This window comes from Roseivirga spongicola, assembly GCF_001592965.1.
Classification (GTDB): Bacteria; Bacteroidota; Bacteroidia; order Cytophagales; family Cyclobacteriaceae; genus Roseivirga; species Roseivirga spongicola.
Window position 1 is genome coordinate 67262 of sequence record NZ_LRPC01000029.1, and the last position, 21030, is coordinate 88291.

10 protein-coding genes are annotated in these 21030 nt (G+C 40.5%); 2 read left to right on the forward strand and 8 right to left on the reverse strand.

Annotation, left to right across the window (positions count from 1 at the left end):
* Positions 1 to 72 precede the first annotated feature (72 nt).
* A complete protein-coding gene (locus tag AWW68_RS17875; RefSeq protein ID WP_068224475.1) occupies positions 73 to 1386 on the forward strand; it encodes a tetratricopeptide repeat protein in 1314 nt (437 codons plus the stop codon).
* A 1-nt stretch (position 1387) separates the two neighbouring features.
* Positions 1388 to 1666 carry a sll1863 family stress response protein gene (locus tag AWW68_RS17880; protein ID WP_068224476.1) on the forward strand — a complete coding sequence of 93 codons (279 nt, stop codon included), beginning with the start codon at positions 1388 to 1390 and terminating at the stop codon, positions 1664 to 1666.
* A 122-nt stretch (positions 1667 to 1788) separates the two neighbouring features.
* On the opposite strand, the gene AWW68_RS17885 is transcribed toward AWW68_RS17880, so the two are convergent.
* The 8 genes from AWW68_RS17885 to AWW68_RS17920 form a co-directional block, all read right to left on the reverse strand.
* Positions 1789 to 4182, reverse strand: a complete 2394-nt coding sequence (locus tag AWW68_RS17885; RefSeq protein ID WP_068224753.1) for an alpha-L-rhamnosidase-related protein — start codon at positions 4180 to 4182, stop codon at positions 1789 to 1791.
* 71 nt (positions 4183 to 4253) lie between these two features.
* A complete protein-coding gene (locus tag AWW68_RS17890; RefSeq protein ID WP_068224477.1) occupies positions 4254 to 6605 on the reverse strand; it encodes an ABC transporter permease in 2352 nt (783 codons plus the stop codon).
* A gap of 12 nt (positions 6606 to 6617) precedes the next feature.
* Positions 6618 to 8987 (reverse strand): ABC transporter permease, encoded by a 2370-nt coding sequence (locus AWW68_RS17895; RefSeq protein ID WP_068224478.1) that lies wholly within the window; start codon positions 8985 to 8987, stop codon positions 6618 to 6620.
* A gap of 8 nt (positions 8988 to 8995) precedes the next feature.
* On the reverse strand, positions 8996 to 11380 hold the full coding sequence (locus tag AWW68_RS17900) for an ABC transporter permease (RefSeq protein WP_068224479.1): 2385 nt from the start codon (positions 11378 to 11380) through the stop codon (positions 8996 to 8998).
* A 10-nt stretch (positions 11381 to 11390) separates the two neighbouring features.
* Positions 11391 to 13793 (reverse strand): ABC transporter permease, encoded by a 2403-nt coding sequence (locus AWW68_RS17905; RefSeq protein WP_068224482.1) that lies wholly within the window; start codon positions 13791 to 13793, stop codon positions 11391 to 11393.
* 20 nt (positions 13794 to 13813) lie between these two features.
* Entirely contained in the window at positions 13814 to 16204 is a 2391-nt protein-coding gene (locus tag AWW68_RS17910) for an ABC transporter permease (RefSeq protein ID WP_068224485.1), read from the reverse strand.
* 10 nt (positions 16205 to 16214) lie between these two features.
* Positions 16215 to 18563: an FtsX-like permease family protein gene (locus tag AWW68_RS17915; protein ID WP_068224487.1), complete on the reverse strand. Its 2349-nt coding sequence runs from the start codon at positions 18561 to 18563 to the stop codon at positions 16215 to 16217.
* Between the two features lie 21 nt (positions 18564 to 18584).
* Positions 18585 to 21011, reverse strand: coding sequence for an FtsX-like permease family protein (locus AWW68_RS17920; RefSeq protein ID WP_068224489.1), 2427 nt, complete (start codon positions 21009 to 21011; stop codon positions 18585 to 18587).
* Positions 21012 to 21030: the final 19 nt, after the last annotated feature.

The following is a 21030-nucleotide window of genomic DNA, read 5'->3' on the forward strand; positions in this document are numbered from 1 at the left end:
TAAGCGTTACTTTTGCGCCTTAAATAAATTTTGGCTACAACTTTGCTATTATCTATTCGTAAATTTGAGACTATGAAAAAGATATTCTTTCTACTATTATCAATACTCACACTCAATTCAGCCTTTGCGCAGGCTGACCTGAAGCTTCCAGAAGACCCTCAATTACAGGCTGAAGCTAAGAGAAGGTTTGCCATTTCCGTAGATGCAATGTCGGCCGATAGATACAGAGAAGCAGCCAACGCATTACACTGGTTAATGAAAAATGCTCCTGAATTATATGACGGATTATACATTAACGGTTACAAGGCTTATGAAGCACTAGCCGAAGCGGAGAGCGATGAAGCAAAAAAGAATGTATTACTAGATTCAATGTTCTTGAGCTTCGACCTTAAAGCAAAATACTTTGAACTTACCGACTTGGAAGTAAACAACAAGGCATATCGTTACTACAAATATTGGAAGTCTAATAAGGAGAAAATGGGTGAAGCCATTACTGCCTATGAAAAGGCTTACGAAAAGCCATCTGAAGTAATCAACAACAACTTGGTTTCTTACATGGACATTATTAGAAGAGCTAAAGCCTATGGCGAAGATATTCCTAGCGATCAGGTATTTGATGTTTATACTCAAGTGATGGAGAATATAGACATGAAGGAAGCTCAAGGTGAAAATGCTGAGAGATTAGCAAAATATAGAGATGCTGTGAATAGCTTGCTTACCATGACAATGGGCGATGAGCTTAACTGCGACTTCATCAACAACAATCTTGCACCACAATTAGACGAGTCCAATGATATTAAACTAGCAAAGAATGTTTTCCGTTTGCTGTTAAACCAACAGTGTAGCGATAGTCCATACTTTATTAAAGCAGCAGAAATTATTCAGTCAGAAGAGCCTACTGAAGGAATAGCCAAGGTTATTGGTCAGAGAGCTGCAGTTGCGGGAGAGTATGAAAAAGCCATTCAATACTATACTCAGGCTATTGAGTTATCTACTGATAGTGAGAAAAAAGCCGACCTATTATTAAGCCTAACTTCTGTTTACATTAGAATGGGTAACAAGCCAGAGGCTAGAAAAATTGCGCTTCAGGCTGCCGATTTAGACAAATCTGCAGAAAAGCAAGCTCTTACTTTAGTGGCTAACATGTATATGAATAGCTGGGATGAGTGTTCGAGAAAAATATCTCAGATAGATGATAGAGCCATTTATATGGCAGCTTATGATTTATACCAGAAAGTAGGCAACCAAGAGGGTATGGCCGAAGCTAAAAAGCAATTCCCTACTATTTCTGATGTATTTACAGCAAACAAAAAGGAAGGCGACCCAATTAGAGTTGGCTGTTGGATAAACGTTTCAACAACTATTAAAACTAGACCTTCGAACTAAGATGGATACTGAAAAACTCTTAAAAGACATTCGCGATAGAATTGACGAGCTTATTGACAAGGCGAAAGATGCTGGTGCAGAAGCTCGTGAAGAAATGGAAGATGTAATTGAAGACCTGAAAGAGCAGCGAGACAAGCTAGAAGACAAGCTTCAGGACTTCAAAAGCAAAAATGAGCCTAAATTCGAGGAAGCCAAATTCCATATTAGAAAAGCTGCTGAAGAATTAGAACAGGCTGTCAGAAAGCTATTTAGGAAAGGCCCTGGTGCCGAAGAGGTTTAAGTTCCAGAGGAATTTAACAAGAAGAGGAACTGTCATTGACGGTTCCTCTTTTTATTTCAGGCAGTTTTAATTCCCAAAAAGAAATTTATTGAGCATAGTATTATCAGGTGATCCATTTACCTCTAAGACTTCTCAGAAATTTTCACCACTATTTTGCTGCCTTTTAAGAGTTTTCCGAACTCTTCTGACTCTACCTGTTCCCCTTCTACCATCTCCGCATTATTTGGTAATACTACATTGAAGTTTGCATCTGATTGTTCTATACTCAGCTGGCTTTCATTATCTGAAATTCGCTCAAAACGAATACTGATGTTATTAGTACCTATTCTAATATTCTCAAGTTCAGCCTCATTCCAAGCCAATGGCATTTTAGGGGATATTTTCACTTGGTTTAAATGCGCCATCGGCTCTATTCCAAAGAACTGTTTTACTATTGGAACAGCATAAGAATAAATATTCCAAGCCTGTGCGTGCATTCCAAAGTCTGGACTTACTTCATACATAGAGCCTGGCAAAGCATAACTGAATGAATTGGTCATTCTTTGAAGATACTCCAAGGCATTATCTGGCCTGCCATAGTTATTCTCCGCAATAGCCTGAACACCCGTAGGCAAGGTCATAACAGCTCCTGTGTAAGAGAAAACCTTCATCTTTTTGGCAAAGCCGCTATCATCTGTACCGGCAGACTCATCGCGATCTATTCCAGTAACAAACATCCCAAACGGATTTACATATTTGCTTCCTGTATTCAATGCTTCTATGGCCTTTTCCGGCTCAGCCACTCCTACTTCCATTGGCGTGTTTACCACCCAATTGTGATAAAGCACAAAGCCTTGCTTCTTATTTGCAGGGTATTGACTCACCCTTCGCTGCGTTGCCTTTAACTCTTCCACAGCCCAAGGTTTATTCAAAGTATCTGCCCGAACAATAGCTCCTTCTATCAGATGCTCTGCTTCTTTGGCCGTTCCTATGAAATCGGCATAAGAGTTAAACTCATCTACCCAAAAGTCATTATTGATGATTTCTGACAGCTTTTCTGCTTTGCCTCTATAATCTACTGCTTGCTCAGTTTTCCCGAGCACTTCGGCCATTTCTGCAGCATCTATAAAGGCTTTGTAAGTGTAGGCTGCTACATCAATCATTTCCGATTCCAACCCATGAATTTCCATCATGCCGTAACCATCGGCCAAGAGGTTTCCATCCTCATCGTTTTCCTTCAATAGCCAGTCGAGTCCTGCCTCAACGGTTGGATAGTACTTTCTTAGGAAGTCCATATCACCCGACCATTTAAACACCTCCCATATCAACGTGGCGTATTGGGGAGTTTCATTCAGGTTACCCGGGTTGAAAACTACCCCGTTGGTACTCATTTCGTGAATGATTTTTCCCGAACCATTATTCACAGCATTGGAAACGCTATCGATCATTTCTATGGTTGAATAAACAATATCCTTCATGCCGATAGCCATAGCACCCTGCAAGGCATATTCTGAATCTGCACCAAAGAACCATGGATAGTCAGGGTTTCCGGCAGTAATTCCTCTACCCAAACCATCTACATCATTGATGAGCCAATCGGTATTGTACTTCACCCAACGGAAAGCCTCTTCGAGCTTCTTATCAGGAATAGTAAGCTTGGCCTGATCAGCAATGGTCTGATATCTATTCGCTTTGGCTTGAAGCATTTGTTCTGCATTAGCCTGCACCTTATTCAGAGTGGTGATAGCCTCTGCATTAGACTCATCAGAGCCCGCAATGACAAATGGAAGAACCGCATGACCGAAGGGTGGAACTTCCACCGAGTAACTTAGCGATCCGTTGGCCCCCATACCTGCTCTTTGATAGTCGCAGGTGCTAACATTTAACTCATGAGCATTTGGCTTTAATGTTGAAGCATAAACCACGTGCCAATCGTTGTTTGAATCCTTTCCTTCTATCCCCTGAATAGATTCATTCCAGCTCACTTCATCTTCCCCATCAATCATTTCCGACCTCTCACCTAACCAAACGGGTCTAAGGTCTACCATACCGTTGAAGGTAAATATCAGCTCTTGCAGGGTCTCACTGTTATTGGTAATTTCATACTCTACATAAACCGCTTCTTCTCCATCGGGAACAAACTGCTTACGGGTAGCCGTAAGCATCAAATCTTTTACTTCAAACTCGTGAGTATTAGTAAAAGGATAATTCACAAACTGCTTGGCGCTATCTAAACAATAGTTTACTCCATCTTTACTGATTTGTGCCGAAAAACCATCCATTAGTTTGATTGGATGATTCCAGATCCCTCCCATTTCTCCAGTAACATGCCAGCCCAAATCTGGGAAAGTACCATTCTGATGCCCAACCATGTAAGTCTTATCACCTGGAGTTAGATAAGGCGAAGCCAAATACTCTGGCTCACCTGCGATGCTTTCAGAATCGGTTAATACAGTATTGAAAACTGATTCTTCTGGAGCTTTGGTGCAGGCAGAAATGATTAAAGTACCGAGCAATAAGAGGGCAGGCTTTTTCATGTTATCGACTTGATTTACGCTAAACTTAAGTAATGCCTTCTGTTTAGCAAAGTCGATTTTGGGAATAAAAGCTACTCTTCTCTCAATACATCTGCAGGATTCTCCTTTGAAACTTTCAATGATTGTGCAATTGTAACAAGCCAACTCAATGACAAGAAGGCCAAGCATGCAATTACAAAAATCAGGGGACTAATTGTTATTCTATACTTAAACTCTTCAAGCCAACCTTGCATGGCGTAATAGGCTATTGGAGAGGCTATGATAAAGGCTATCAGTACTAGAATAGAATATTCCTTATTGAGCATCAGGATGAGTCTTTGAACGGAAGCTCCCAGTACTTTACGAACACTAACCTCTTTTCTTCTTTGTTGAACTGTGTAGATCGTTAAACCAACTAAACCCAACAACGACACAAAAATGGCCAGTGATGAAAAAATCTGGAAAAGAAGAAACTGACCCTGCTCCTTTTTATAAAAATCTCTTATCTGGTCATTCAGGTAATAAAACTCAAATGGCCTTTGAACCATTGATTCATAAACTTCACCAACATTTGCCAATGTTTGCTGTGCTTGTTCACCATTGATCTTTAATAAAGCGTTTCGAGCAGATCTTTCTGTCAAGGGTTGAATAAAGAGTGGTTCAACTTCTTGCTTTAAAGAGTAGGTGTGGAAGTCTGCTACAACAGCTACTACTTCGAGTGGCCTAGTATCAAAATTGTAAATCTTCTGTCCTAATGGGTTTTCCCAACCGAAGTCCTGAACCAAAGCTTCATTTACCACCACTTCATTACTATTGAGCTTATCAAACTCAAAGTGATCCGCTTTCATAATAAAGCTCAATCCTAACGTTTTGGCATAATCTTTATCAGCAGATATAACAGCCGCTTCCCGAGACTCCTGTATATTTTTTGGGTCGTCAGTTATTCCCGTTTTTGCCCCTCCTCCAACTTGCCAACCACTGACACTGGCAAATTCCACCCCGCTGATATTTTGGATTTCATTCTTTAAACTCTCGTGTGAATATTCAGAGCTTCTATAAAGTGGGACTTGAACTACAAATTCAGGATTAAAGCCCAAATCTTTGGTCTTCAAGTATCTCATTTGATTGTGCATTAGAACAGCCACAACCAACAACAGTCCTGAAATAATGAATTGAAAAAGAACTAGAAACTTTCTTAACCCCTCCTTATTGCTTAGACCTAGTGATTTATTATTTATAAGCATTAAAGGCTTAAAGCGAGATATGTAAAAAGCCGGGTATGCCCCTGAAACAAAGCCCAAAGCTATTCCAGCGATAAAAACCCAGCTTACAAACTCCCAACTATCATATTGCAAAATGATATCTTTCTCTAGCCAACCATTGTACAGTGGCATTAGTCGCTCCGCAATTGCAAAGGCCAAAGCAAAAGAAATCAGAGCAACAACTGTAGACTCAAAGAGGTGATAGAAAACGAGATGCAACTTTTGAGCTCCTATCACCTTTCTCAATCCTACTTCTTTTTGCCTCTTTAATGACTGGGAAGTAACCAGATTGATATAATTGACAACTGCCAGAAGCAGTACAACCAGACCTATTCCTGAAAATAACTTAACATATCGAATATCATTATTCTCGTAATAATCAAACTCAAAAGGGGCTTTTAGTCTCTGATCTGTCATTGGCAACAGTGAAAAACTCTCATTTTCTAGAAATCGAGCATAGTCTGGTTTTGGTTTTGCAGCATCTATTTCTTCTGCCACCTGCCCGGCTGAAGAGCCTGGAGAAAGAGTCAGGTAAGTAATAGCTGATTTCACAAAATGCTTATTGGTATAGTCATTCTTGAAATAGCCTTGATCATATACAACCATTTCAAATTGGATATGGCTATTAGAAGGAACCGTTTCAGCTAGCCCAGTAATAATGACGGATTCATCCTTATTGATTTTCAGTGACTTTCCAATGGGATCATCACTGCCAAAAAGCTTTTCGCTTAACTCAGTAGTTATAACCGCAGACCCGCTCTGATTAAACACCGAACTAAGATTCTCTTCATCCAAAGCGAAGGAGAAGAACTCAAAGAAATTCCGGTCGGTATATAAAACTTTCTCCACATTTAATGCTTTGTCTTCAGATTCAACAAGTGAGTAAAACTCCTTGATAGCAAGTCTGGTATAACTTTCTATCTGGGGTGAGTCCTCTTCAAAATAGTCCACATAGTCACTCACGACCAAGCTAGAATATCCTCCCTCCTCGCTTTGGCTAATAACCCTATAGATGTTTTCATGATTATCATGAAACCTATCAAAGCTCAACTCATCCCTCACATAAAGACCAATCAGTAAAAAGGCTGTTAGACCAACGGTGAGACCTAAAATATTTACAAAGGTGTAAAGCTTCTCTCTTTTGAGTTTTCTGAGGATTAGTTTAAGGTTGTTTCTGAACATAGTTAGTGTGGTTTATTCGTCTCTTAAGACATCTGCGGGATTTTCTTGGGATACTCTCAATGATTGGGCAATCGTGACCAGCCAACTTAATGCTAGAAATCCTAAAAAGGCCAAAATGAAAATCAAGGGGCTCAAGCTTATTCTGTATTTAAATTCCTGCAGCCAGTCTTGCATGGCGTAATAGGCTATTGGAGAGGCTATGATAAAAGCTATCAGTACTAGAATGGAATATTCCTTATTCAGCATAAGAATAAGCCTTTGGACTGATGCTCCTAAAACCTTTCTGATGCTGACTTCTTTTCTGCGCTGTTCAAGGCTATAGATAGTCAATGCCACCAACCCAAGAAGGGAAATAATCAATGCGATTGTAGAAAACAGCTGAAACAGTTTAAACTGACCTTCTTCCTTCTTGTAGAACTCGGCAATCTCATCGTCTAGAAAACTAAATTCAAAAGGCCTTCCAAAAAATGATTCATATCGATCACCCAACCCCGCCAGAGTGGCTGAAAGGTTATTCATATCTACCTTAACAAGAATGTTATGTACTCCCCAATCATTCAAGTAGTAGATAGATATGGGCTCAATCCCGTCTTTTAAAGATTTCATGTGGAAATCTTCAACAATAGCAACCACCTTTTTCCCCACCTTATCATTCCATCCATAGATGCGTTTGTCTTCTGGATTATCAAGCGCTCCAATGCTTTCCGCCATAGATTTATTGATAATCACTTGTCCTTCCTTGAATTCTTCAATGGCCTTATCGTGTTCTTCCCAATAAACCTCCATCTCCATCACATCTATAAAAGAAGCATCTCCAATTATGGCGTCTCCTCCAAGTCCGTTGGCATCCTCTCCTTGAACATTCGGTGCATCCATAGCCGATATGTATGCGTATCCACCTGGCTTAAAACCACCTAAACTTGCTTTTTGAACTCCGGGTATCTTCAAAAATTCTTGCTGCAAAGGAAAATATGACTGTGTAGAATCACTATCTAACGTGACGCTAATAAGCGCTTCGGGAGCAAACCCAAGATCTTTTTCTTTCAGGTAATCCATTTGGCCAATCATAATGGATAGACAACAAATCAGGATAGCCGTAACGGTAAATTGGAAAAGCACCAAAAACTTTCTGAAACTTGTATTTTGCCTACTACCGCTAGATGATGACTTAATAATGGCGAGAGGCTTTATCTTCATTATTTGAATCGCAGGATATAAGCCAGAAAGTAGACCAATGACAACCCCTGCGACAATTACCCATAGAAAAAATGTTGAGCCAAAGTATTGAAGGGTTACATCTTTATTGAGTAGCGAATTGAATTGTGGCAGTAACCTTTCCGTAATAGCAAATGCCAAAACAAAAGAAAACACAACCACCACAATTGACTCTGCAAACTGATAGATCATCAACTGGAACCTCCCTGCTCCAATCACTTTTCGAAGCCCTATTTCCTTAGCCTTTTTAGCAGCTTGCGCAGTGACAAGGTTGATGTAGTTAATAATGGCCAATAGAAGTACCACTATAGCTATACCCCCAAACAACTGTAGATAACGAATGTCATTTTTCTCAAAAAATGTTACGACATAATCAGCATAAAGTCTTTGATCTGTGATTGGGGACAATCCATACACCTGATCCCTAGTCATTATGGTATAAGGAGTCTTGTTTTTGGCTGCATCTATTTTATCCAGCACACTATCTAGTGACACATCTGGTTGTAACTTGAGATAGGTGATAACATTTCTTAAACCAGAGGTCTGCTCGAAATTATTCTTAAATCTTCCTTCCTGATAAGTAACCAACTCAAACTGAATGGTGCTATTTGATGGCGGATCTTTCACCAAACCGGTAATAGTGTACACCTCTTTTCCTTTTTCAATCAGCAGTTCTTCTCCAATCGGGCATTTTTCTCCGAACAACTTTTTGCTTAAGGTTTCGGTAATAACAGCACTTCCTGAAGTAGCCAAAACAGATGAAGGCACACCATCAATTAGATCGAAAGAGAAAAACTCGAAGAAGTTGCTATCAGCTGATAACATACCTTTAAAGTTCAACTCCTTCCCTCCTCCTGAAGCTAAGGTCGTCTCGTCCTTAACGCTTATTCGAGAGAAGCTATTTAACCCAACAACATCATCTTTGAAAAACTGAACGTAATCGCTTGCAATTACTCCCCTCCATTCTCTATCTCTATACTTAGATGTTACTCTGTAAATGTTCTCCTTATCCTGGTGGAATTGGTCAAAGCTGAGTTCATGCTTTATGTACAGGCCAATCATCAAAAATGCGGTTAAGCCAACCGTTAAACCCAAAATATTAACGAGAGAAAAGACCTTCTCCTTACGAAGTCTTCTAAATACAAGAATGAGGTTGTTTTTTATCATGATATGGTTTACTCGTTACGTAAGGTTTCAACAGGGTTAAGGCGGCCAGCTTTTAGGGACTGGAAAAGGATAGTAGCAAAAGCTATGGCAAGGGCACATATTCCGGCTACAACAAAGCCTATAACGCTCAAATCAATTCTATTGGCGTAAGTATCGAGCCATAGGTTGACTCCATAAATGGCTACTGGTACGGAAACAATAAAGGCGAGTAGTACCAGTTTAATAAAATCAAGACTGAAAACATGAACAATATCTCTCACATTAGCGCCCAGCACTTTTCGTATTCCAAACTCATGTTGCCTTTGGTCGGCTGCAAAGGCTGCTAAACCAAATAAGCCCAAACAGCTAATAAAAATAGCCAGCACGGTAAATACCATAATAGCATCCCCGTTTTGTTTTTCCTTGGCAAAAACCGAAGCAAAATTTTCATCTAGATATTTAAACTCAATGACTTCGCCCCTTAGCTTACTCCAAGTAGCTTCTAACCTTGGCAGGGCATCTGCCAATGATGGAGCGTTTAATTTAATAGCCAGTTGGTCGGGCGTTTTAGGATCGTAAGCCATGATTGCTGGCCCCACATTAGTTCTGTAGTTATCAATGAAAAAGTTCTCCACCACTCCAACTACGCGCCAGTAATTTCCAAATACTTGCCCTATGGGGTTGCCTTCCAAACCTAGGGCATTAACAGCCGACTCATTGAGCACCACAAGAGAATCGGTTTGTGTTTGATTTTCGGCAAACCAATCTCCTTCCATTACATTCAGGTTAAGAACATCGGCAAAGTGTGGGTCTGCCTGAAAGACATCAAGTAATAAGGTTTCCTCAGCACTCAACATTATTGAAAGTAAGTTGGCTGATTGTTCTGCTGGCATACGGCTAGTAAAACTAGCAGCTTCTACACCAGGTATTTTGAGCAGTTCATTGCGAATGGCAGATCTGTCATCACCCTTTTTGGCCGTATATGGAACTACCAAAACCTGTTCCTTATCAAACCCAATATCCATCTGCTTAATGTGCTGTAACTGATGATATACAAAGTAGGCACCGATTATGAGGGTTGAAGAAGCTGCAAACTGAACCACTACTAAAGTATTTCTAAGTACCCGAGCATTGCCCATATTGAGTATATGCCCAAGCTTCATCCCTTTCAAAAGCGGAATCATCTTTACAGAAGAAAGATAAAAAGCTGGGTAAACACCTGCTAAGCAGCCAATAAGCAGCACCCCTAATAAAATGAGGCCTCCAAGGCTGGGGTAGCTAACTATAGAAATACCAATTACCTCTCCTAGTGACTGATTGAGTAAAAATATAAACAGCTCAGATAAACCGGCTCCTATGGTAGCTGCAAACAAGGTTACCAGTACTGACTCTAATAGAAATTGAGCTATCAACTCTTTTTTCCCTGTACCCATTACCTTGCGCACACCAATCTCTTTAGTGCGCAAAGATGATTTAGCGGTCGATAGATTCATGAAGTTGATAATCGCTATGATGAGAATAAAAACACCGATGATGGTAAGTGTGGCACGAGACTGTGGATCTCCATTGGTGCTGAATTCAAACTCTACACCCTCCTTCAAATGAATGTCGCGAACTGGTTTGGCAAAAAACTGAATCTTATTAGCAGATTGCAGCCATTCATCTCTTGACAATGGGCTGTTGTTAACCACTGGGTAGGCATAAGTTTTGGCTATTTCATCAAGCCGCTCATTAATCAATTGTGGCTCTGCTTGCCCATCCATCTTAACGTAGATATAGCCTGCAATCATCCACCACCTGCCATCAGCATAAGACGGATTGAAAATATTGGTAGAGATAAAGTCGAAATCTAAATGACTCCTATAAGCAAACTCATCTAGCAAACCGGTTACAATAAGCTCCTTATTCTCGTACTGAAAAGTTTTACCAACTACTTGCTCTGTGCCAAAAAGCTTTTGAGCATACTTTTTTGTAAGCACTACCTTGTCTGGCCCTTCTAGGGCAGTAGCCGGATCGCCTTGGGCAAGTTTAAAGTCGAAAACATCGAAAAGGCCTTCAGTGGTTTTCAGTACACGCGGTGACCTTAGCTTCTTATCGCCAAACTCTGCCCATGATGACCGATTTGAGGCCACATCTAAGCGCACATAGCTTGCTACCCCAGGTACTTCATCGAGCTTATATTGCAAATTAGAGGTTGAAGAAGCACCTCGGCCCATACCCAAAAACTCTTCTTCTATCCTGTAAATCTTATCATAGTCGGTGAAGCCCTTTTCGTAGGTATTCTCCTGATAGAGATAGAGCGTGATCACCAAAAAACAGCCAAACCCAACACTTAGGCCAAGTATATTCAGTAATGAAAGTAATGGGTTCTTACCAATGGCTCTAAGCGATATTTTAAGATAATGGCTGATCATGATTTAGCTTTTACTCGTCTCTAAGTGATTGAACTGGATTGGCCGTAGCTGCCCTCATTGATCTATAGCCTGTAGTGAGCATGGCAATAATCAATGATGCCAAAATGCTAACGGCAAAGACAACTGGGCCAATGCTGATTCTGTATTCGTATTGATTGAGCCACACATTCATAAAGTAGTAAGCCAATGGTGCGGCAAGCAAAAAGGCTACACCTACCAATAGGATAAACTCTAGCGAGAATTTCTGCATGATATTGGCAACAGAAGCACCCAGCACCTTGCGGATTCCAATCTCTTTAGCTTTTTGGTTCGCCATAAAAGAGACTAAGCCGTATAGTCCAAGACAGCCAATGAAGATGGCAATACCAGCAAAAACCGTGAGCATTTGCGACATTTTTTGCTCCATTTCATAGTAGTCTACCAGTTGATCGTCTACGTACTGATAGCTGAACTCATACTCTTCATTCACCTGATACCAAATCTCCTCTAAAGCGGCAACCACACTTTCAGCATTTGCAGGGTTTACCCTAACACCTAGTGTTCTATAGCTCCTTGCATCGTTAAACATAGTCACTGGTTCTATTGCCTGACTCAGTGTAGAAACATGGTAGTCTTTCACCACACCAACAATAGGCGCTTTTTTGCCCCAAACCTGAATGGTTTTAAAAATGGCTTCCTCAGGTTCTAGGCCTACTTTTTTAAGGAAAGTCTCATTCACCACATACTGGTTGGTAGTGTCGCTATCGTTGAGCCATTTTCCAGCCAAGAGCGTAAGACCATAGGTCTCAAGATAATTGGCATCAGCCATTTTGACATGGGTTGTAAGTGCATCTCGGGTAGTGTCATTCGAATATACATATGCATCTGTAGCCGAAATTGAGCCTGAAAAAGGAGGTCTGTAATTAAAAGAGTAGTTATTCACTCCAGGTATATTCTGTATTTCCGAATCCCATAGATCGAGCGCTTGTTTGTCTCTCTTAGCCAAGCCAATATTTAGAATCCACTCCTGATCATAACCCATGTCTACGTTGAGGAAGTAGTTCATTTGGGTTACCGCCACCACGGTTCCGAAAATCAATACCTGACAAATGAAGAATTGAAAGAAAACCAAGAAACGTCTGAAACCCATCCCTCCTTTTGTTTGAGCCGAACCTCCTTTAAGTGCGGTTATCGGTTTAGCACTAGAAAGCACGAAGGCTGGGTAAAGCCCTGCGAAAAGTGAAACCGTAACTAAGACTCCTAAAAGATACAGCAGCAAAGCAGGGTCTGAGATTGGGCTAAATGGAATTTCAATACCCATAAAATCATTGATAACCATTGGCAGCAGTCGCTCTGTAATGGCCATTGATAGTAATGTAGCTATAAGCGTGATCACAAATGTTTCACCCAAAAAGCGCATCACTAACTGCTTTCTATCGCTACCCAATACTTTTCTCATGCCTACTTCTTTGCTGCGCTTCACAGACATTGCAGTAGACATATTGATGAAGTTTACACAGGCAGTAACTATTAGAAATGCTCCGATGATGATATAGGTAATGAGCATGGTTTTCGGAATGATACGCTGTGAGAAATTGCTAAAGCGCTCATCGAAGTGATATTCTGTCATTGGAGTGAGTAAGAACGTAGTCTGTTCTCTTCGGTCTTTGTTCCAATGCTTTTCTACGAAATCTGGAAACTGAGCATCGATTTGTTCTGGAGTAACATTATTTTCCAACTGCACAAAAGCTACATTATCGCTTGAAATGCTTCCCCACTCATTGAAATCGTCTGGGTTTTGGGTACGCTTGGTTTCCATAGAAATGAAAATGCCGAAAGGAAAATCGGAGTCCTTTCTAGCGTCTTCCAAAATGGCAATCACTTTTAAATCTAGTGTTTTATTCAACCGTATGGTTTTACCCATGGCCGATTCGCCCGGAAAATACTTCTCTGCCAAAGTCTTGCTTAGCGCTACCACATTTGGTTCCGCCAGAGCTTCTCCTTCCACTACGCCTTCTAGCACCTTCCAGTCAAACATTCTGAAGAAGTTCGGTTCTACATAAACCAATTCCGGATCTTCCTCATAGTGATTTACTTTTCCTGTATTGTCGGTAGCGGAGATAAGGCCGTAAGCCTCATGAGCAACCAGCGTAATATCTTTTAAGCCAACAATTTCTTCCTTGATAGAAGGCGGCATTACCAATGGCAAACCACCTTGAGTATACTCTCTTCCATCAACCACATCGCGATGACCAATGCGATACAGTGAGTCTAAGTTTGAGTGATATCTGTTGAAACTGAATTCTTGTTTCACCACCAAAAACATGATCAGACTACAGGTAATACCCATAGTGAGACCTAGAATGTTGATGAGTGTGAAGGCCTTATTTCTGGCGAAATTCCTTCTAAGTACGTTGAGATAATTTTTGAGCATTTTACTGTTGTTTTTGAGTTTTATTCGTTTCTGAGAATTTCCGTTGGATTTACTCTGGAAACTCTACGGGATTGATGCCATACTGAAGCAAATGCGACCACCAAGGTTATAACCAGACCAATCGCAAATGTGAATGGCGACAAAGTGATTTTATACTTGAAGGTGTCCAGCCAATCAGCCGATGCGATATAAATAATTGGACAGGCTACCAGGAATGATATTAGAATCAGGAAAACGAACTCTTTAGAAAGTAATCCTACCAATTGACTAGCCGATGCTCCCAATACCTTTCTAATTCCGAATTCCTTCAGGCGCTGTTCTGCCGCAAATGTTGTTAAACCAATGAGTCCGATAATTGATATGGAAATGGCTATGCCTGAGAAGACATTGAAAACATTGCCCAACCTTGTTTCCTTTCTGTAGTTGGCATCATAATAATCATCATAGAATTGAAACAGGAAGGGTCTATCCTTAACCATAGAATTCCAGATATCCTCAATTTGAGACAATGCTTCTCTGGTTTGTCCTGATTCGAATCTTATATTGAGAAAATCTCGATGATTCCCCGTGAGTATCAGTGCGCTTGGCATAATTTCACTTTTCAATGACTCATTATGAAAGTCATCAATCACTGCCACAACTTCTCTTTCTTTACCCCAAAACTTCATTCTCATTCCAATAGGATTCTCCATCCTCAGCTTTTCCTGAGCCGCTTTTGTAATAACAATTTTATCCTCCGAGGTTATTTCTGCAATCTCATCGACAGTCATTCCCAAAACCGACCTCATACCAATTGTCTTGAGGTAATTGAAATCTACCTCGAAAGAATTGCTAAAGAAAAAGTCTTCTTCAGACGATTCTTCCTCTCCATTAAATTCACTCACTTTTCCAAATGTGATGCCGTTGTGATCAATAATATTGGTGGTAAGTGATACTTCCTTAACTCCAGAAATTCTGGCAACTTCATCCTTAAAGACACTCGTCCTATCTCCTAATTCTCCATAAGTTTTGATGAACAGAGCATTTTCTCTATCGTATCCGAGATCCTTATTTTGCAGATAGCTTAACTGAGACTGAATGATTACAGTGGCTACAATCAGACTTTGTGCCACCAAAAACTGAGTGAAGACAAGTCCCCTTCTCACCCCTGACCGCTCTTTTACTTTGCTATTGCCATGTAGTGCATTTATGGTTTTGAAACCGCTAAGCCTCAGAGCCGGATAAATGCCAGAAGCCAAACCAACAATCAAGGTTAGGCCTATCACAAAGACGAAAAACTCTAGACTGAAATAACTAAGAGAAAGCTGTCTGTCTATTAAATTATTATAATATGGTAAGAGCCTTTCGGCCAAAGCAAAGGCAAGCAATACACTGATGAAGGTATAGACACACGACTCGAAGATATTCTGTCTGAGAATCTGCTTTCTATTTGCCCCAAATACCTTTCGAAGCCCAATCTCCTTCATCTTTTTAATTGATCTGGCCGTGATCAGGTTCACATAATTCAGGCAGGCGATCATTAGAATAAGACAAGCTATACTACCAAACAGGTAGATGTAGCGGATATCATTAACCGGAAAAAGCGAAAAAGTAAAACCTGATTTAAGATGGATGTCGCTAAAGGGAAAGAAATACATCTTTTGTTCAAAATTTCCTTCTTCATCGAATTTAAGAGCACTCTTCGGCCACTCATCTAACATCAGTTTGTCTACCTTGGCCTGAACAGACTCGATGCTCACATTCTCAGGCAACAGAATATAAGCCGAGACAATTGAGCCTCCGCTTTCTGCAAAATCTGCAGCTGCCTCTTTCAACTCAGATAAGTTGGAAAGCAATAGCTTAAATTGGATTCTTGAATTGGCAGGAGGATCAACAGCAATGGCTGTAATTTCAAAACTACCTGTACCATCCACTTCAATTACCTTGCCTATAGGACTCTCATCGTTGAAATACTGCCTTGCCAAGCTCTCGGTAATTACTGCCTTATTTTCCTGGTTCAGCTCCACATTTCCTTGCTTAATTGGGAAATCGAAAATCTCGAAGAAGTCGTTATTCGACATGTAGACATTTTCAACATAAAAACTCCTATCGTTGGCTTTTATTAAATCGTCAAATCCCAATTGACTAAGCATTGCCATCTGGCTGAGCTCAGGAATACGATCTTGCATTCTTGCCGCATGACTCGTTCGATAACGAGCCCATTTATCTTTTCCTCCATTTACATTTTCTGCAATGATGTATATCTGATCCTTCTTGCTGTGAAATTGATCTACAGATAGTTCATTCTTGACATAAAGTGCCAGAAGAATGAAAGAAGTAACCCCAACTGTTAAACCAACAAGGTTGAGTATAGAAAAGAATTTATCTCTTTTCAATCTTCGAAATGTGCTTATGAAATAGCTTTTGAGCATAGTTTAGGGTTTATTCGTTTCTGAGGATTTCTGCAGGATTAATTCGTTTGGTACGCGCGATTTGAAGTACAATAACACTAAGCGATATAATCAGTGTACCCATTACGGCCGATGAAAAGGAGAAAATACCTGGCTGTATTCTGTAGACAAACTGTGATAACCAGTCGCTGGTGAAATAGTAAACCACAGGTGCGGCCACCATAAACCCAAGCAATATCATCCCTACATAACTTCTGGCAAAGAGCTGGAAGATCTCCCTGTAATTTGCACCCAAAACCCTCCTCAGACTGATCTCTTTGATTCTTTGTTCAATGGTGAAGGTAGAGAGGCCAACAATACCCAAAATGGCAATGAAAATCGCCAACCCTGAGAAGAACAAAAACATCTCTCCTAGCCTTTGCTCAACAATATACTGTCCGTTATAGGCCTCGTCTAAAAACTTGTATTGCATAGGCCGACCAGTGGCCATAGCATCCCATTTCTCGGTAATCTGAGCTAAAGTCTCCTTCACTTCAGTCCCTGTTAAGCGAACTAGAGCAAATTTAGAAGCATTAGGATTGAAGGAAATTACTGATGGTCTGATTTCCGATTTCAATGATTCATTATGGAAGTCTTTAATCACTCCAACTAAAGGAATATCTCCATTGACTAAGCTCAATACATGATCACCTTCAGCCTCCCAGCTAAAAGCCGGCAAGGCTGACTCATTGACAAGAATACCTCGTAGTTCCTTGGAAGGCGTTTGGCCTGAAACCAATTCTATACCCAAGGTCTCAATAAAGTCTTCATCGCCACTAAAGAAATCGGTAAGAACTTCTTTTTCTTCGTCTACACCGAGCTCATCTTTATTTAAAACACCAAAACTGGAATAAGAGATAGATGAGTTAGCCATCGATACCTTTTCAACACCAGAAACGCTCAGCAACTCATTCTTAAAAACCTGAGCTTTATCTCCTATTTTATCATGTAAATCAATCTCAAGAAGTAATTCACGTTCGTAACCAAGGTTCTTAGTCTGAATGAAATTGAGTTGCTGCTGAATAATTACTGTAGCGATAATCAGTAATTGCGCAATGAAGAACTGTACAACGGTTAAGCCTTTTCGAAGTCTAGTTTTTGAACCAACCTTTCCCTGCCCAAGAGCTTGTAAGGGCTTGGATTTAGAAAGAAATAGTGCTGGATAAATTCCTGAAAGAAAACCAACCAAAACCGCAGTTCCGAAAACCAACACGAAAAATTCGGTAGAGAAGTAGTTCAATTCAATCTCCTTTTGGAGCATATCATTTACCCAAGGCAGAAGTCTCTCTGTTAGTGCAAAAGCCAATATGGCACCTATAAACACCAGAGAAAATGATTCGAGCAGATAGTACGAAAGCACCTGAAACCTAGAAGCTCCAACTACCTTTCTGAGCCCTACTTCCTTTCCTCTTTTTATAGACTGAGATGTGACAAGATTAGTATAATTAATAACAGCAATAAATAGCACCAAGAAGCCAATGGCACCAAACAAGTAGATGTATCTAATATCACTTGTATTGCTGCTCGTAAAATCTAGTTCTGCTTTTAAATGGTAGTCGGTTAAAGGAAGTAAGAAAATGTTTTGGTTGGCCTGTGTATTAGTGTATCTATGACTATAAGGCATGCTCATAGCTATAGCCTGCATCTTTTCTTGAACAGCCTCTTTGCTGAAACCTCTTTGCATTAAGAACCAGTTTTGAGCAGGGAAATAGCCATTTTCATTATCCATTAATTGACTTCGCTTTTCAAAAAGCTCATTCTCAACAGATAGAAAATCAAATTGTAAGGTGGAGTTGGCCGGTACATCTTCCAACACACCAGAAATAATGTATTCATCATCTTCATCTACAGTAATCTTCTTACCTAGAGCAAGCGTAGCTTCACCAAAGTACTTCTCTGCCGCAGAACGACTGATAAGCAATGAACCCTTGTCTTCTTCTGCCACACCAAAGGCCAAAGGAAAGTCGAAGACTGTAAGAAACTCATTATTTACATAAGCCATTTCATTATCTAGAAAGGTTTTGTTTCCAGCAGTAATCAGTCTATTTCTCGATTGGTAACTAGCAAGTTTCTGTACTTCTGGTACTTCTTCCGCAATTTGCTTGGCTAGCCCATAAGCCAATCTGTCGCTGGTTACCTTATTATTACCCATCAAATGATAGCTCAGGTATATATCGTCCTTCCTTGTATGAAACTTATCAAAACTCAGTTCATCTTGAATATAGAGACCGATTAACAAAACAGTAGTCAATCCAACAGTGAGCCCGCCAAGGTTAAGTAGTGAAAAGAGCTTTTCCTTTCTGAATTTTCTAAGGAATGTATTGATGTAAGTTTTGAGCATCTGACTGTTGTTTTTGAGTTCTTATTCGCTTCTAAGTGAATCTACAGGGTTTGAAGTAGCTGCACGGAAAGAACGCAAGCCTGTGGTAATGGCTCCAATTAATAAGGTGAAGCCGATAGCCGCAGCAAACACCCAAACCGACAATCCGATCCTAAATTCGAATCCGCTCAGCCAGTCATTCATGAGGTAGTAACCAAGAGGAGCAGCCAATAAGAAAGCGATGCCAATGAGTACCAACAGTTCTTTAGAAAACAGATTCAAGATTTGATTGACAGAAGCACCCAGTACTTTGCGAATACCGATCTCCTTTGTCTTCTGGTTAGCCATGAATGACACTAAGCCATATAAGCCTAAACAACCAATAAAGATGGCCAAACCTGAAAATATCTGGAAAAGTGTGAGCACTCGGGCTTCTTCTTCATAGTTCTCCATGATCTTCTCAGAGAGCAGCGTATAATCGAAAATAGTATCAGGATACTGCGCTGTCCAGGTCTCTTCAAGCTTCTTCACCAAGTTTGAAGTCTGACTTTCCGAACCCTCAAACCTTACCGCTCCTTCGTAGTAATAGCCAGCGTATTTGACCATAATTATCGGGTCAACTTTATCTCTCAAATCCTTATTGTGGAAATCCTTGAAGACCCCAACTACTCTTTTATCGCCATTGAAACCTGAGCGGATGGTTTCTCCAATAGCGTCTTCAGGGTTTTCAAGCCCCATCAGTTTCAATGCTTGTTCAGAAATGATTGCTTCGGAAAGTGTTGTATCGAACTTGCTGATATCGCTCCCAGCCAAAAGTTTGATGTCATATAAATCCAAATAATTTTCATCAATCACCTTGAATGCAGCATCGAACTCTCCTGTGGTTTCCAACGGAGCATAACCGAAGGTAGAGCCAATGTTGTTATCAGAAAGTGGACTTGCAAATGAAAAACTAACCCCCTCAACCCCAGGGAAAGTCTGCAATTCATTCCCCATAAAGTTCAGCTTCGCCTCTTCGTTAGAAGGAAGAGGAAAGGTAATGATGGAAGATTTTCTGAAGCCTAAGTCCTTATTCTCGAAGAATTTCATCTGAGAAATAACCACCAGCGTACAGATCACAAGCACTTGAGAAATAAGAAACTGGAAGACTACCAAACCCCTTCTAGTATTGATATTTCCTGAAAGAGAACTCTGCCCCTTGCTTCTGAGTACTGCAACAGGCTTTAGTCTGGAAAGTATAAATGATGGATAAAGTCCTGCCAAGAGCGTTACCCCCACCACTACGCCTAAAGCCACTAGCAAGAGGGAAATGTCTTTCATTAGCTCTAACGATAAGCTATAACCAATCAACTCTTCCATATTAGTCATAGCCAATTCGGCTACTCCCAAAGAAATAAGAGTGGCTATCACTGTTATGAGGAAGGTTTCGCCCATAAACTGGAAAACCAGCTGGTTTCTTACACCGCCTAAAACCTTTCTGATACCAACTTCCTTTGAGCGTTTTATGGCCAAAGCGGTAGATAAATTCACAAAGTTGATACAAGCCGTGAGAATTAAGAATACCCCAATAGCAATCGGAACGGTTAGAAAGTCGGGCGACTTGGCCGAGTTTCCATACACATTATATTCTGGTTGAAAGTGCATATCAGCAAGTGCTTGAAGCTGAAAAACAGTTTCATTCTCCGTTTCAGGCATATATTTCTCAGACATGGCCGGAAGCACATCTCTAATTTGCTGTGCCGTTACATTTTCATTGGCAAGGAAATACACATGTGCATTTGAGGAAGTAGACCCCCAAGAATCTGGCTGGAAGAAATCGAAAATCTCAGCTACCGACTCGTACTCTATCATCAACTTAAAAGGAAGAGATGCATTTTTTGGAGGATCTGTAACCACGCCTGTAATGAAAATCGTTAGGTCATTATTGAGCTTCATTTCCTTACCCAATACTCTATCGTATCCTCCATCGGTCACACCGAAATACTTTTCTGCTAGGGAAATTGAGATTACAGCCGACTTAGGCTTAGACAAGGCTGTTTCAGGGTCACCCACCTTCCACTCATAATCGAAGAGCTTAAAGAACTCTTCATCTACAAATGAAATACCATCGCGTTGCTCATAATGGGTCCAGTCACCCGTTATATTCTGAACGCTGAGCTGATTCTCACCTATGTAAAAGGTTCGTACAGGAGTACCCAAGTCTGGATAGTCTGTTTTGAAAGCCTCCGCAAATGGATTCTGCATTCCAGCTTCCTGCTCTACCAAATTCGGGCTGATTACCTTTTTAGTGAAGCGATAAAGGTGGTCGTAATTGGTTAGGTAAGTATCGAAGCTCTTTTCAAAAATTACAATCTTAAAGAGAACCAAGGCAGCACTAATGCCTAATGCTAAACCGAAAATATTGATGATGGTAAAAGACCTGTTTCTCGACAGGTTTCTAAGTGCGGTGATGAAATAATTCTTTAACATAGTTGACCTTTGATGTCAC

What these genes read in the sequence shown, in the direction of transcription:
- AWW68_RS17920 (WP_068224489.1), bottom strand. Translation starts at nt 21,011, where the DNA reads ATGTTAAAGAATTATTTCATCACCGCACTTAGAAACCTGTCGAGAAAC.
- AWW68_RS17885 (WP_068224753.1), bottom strand. Translation starts at nt 4,182, where the DNA reads ATGAAAAAGCCTGCCCTCTTATTGCTCGGTACTTTAATCATTTCTGCC.
- AWW68_RS17880 (WP_068224476.1), top strand. Translation starts at nt 1,388, where the DNA reads ATGGATACTGAAAAACTCTTAAAAGACATTCGCGATAGAATTGACGAG.
- AWW68_RS17910 (WP_068224485.1), bottom strand. Translation starts at nt 16,204, where the DNA reads ATGCTCAAAAGCTATTTCATAAGCACATTTCGAAGATTGAAAAGAGAT.
- AWW68_RS17890 (WP_068224477.1), bottom strand. Translation starts at nt 6,605, where the DNA reads ATGTTCAGAAACAACCTTAAACTAATCCTCAGAAAACTCAAAAGAGAG.
- AWW68_RS17905 (WP_068224482.1), bottom strand. Translation starts at nt 13,793, where the DNA reads ATGCTCAAAAATTATCTCAACGTACTTAGAAGGAATTTCGCCAGAAAT.
- AWW68_RS17875 (WP_068224475.1), top strand. Translation starts at nt 73, where the DNA reads ATGAAAAAGATATTCTTTCTACTATTATCAATACTCACACTCAATTCA.
- AWW68_RS17895 (WP_068224478.1), bottom strand. Translation starts at nt 8,987, where the DNA reads ATGATAAAAAACAACCTCATTCTTGTATTTAGAAGACTTCGTAAGGAG.
- AWW68_RS17900 (WP_068224479.1), bottom strand. Translation starts at nt 11,380, where the DNA reads ATGATCAGCCATTATCTTAAAATATCGCTTAGAGCCATTGGTAAGAAC.
- AWW68_RS17915 (WP_068224487.1), bottom strand. Translation starts at nt 18,563, where the DNA reads ATGCTCAAAACTTACATCAATACATTCCTTAGAAAATTCAGAAAGGAA.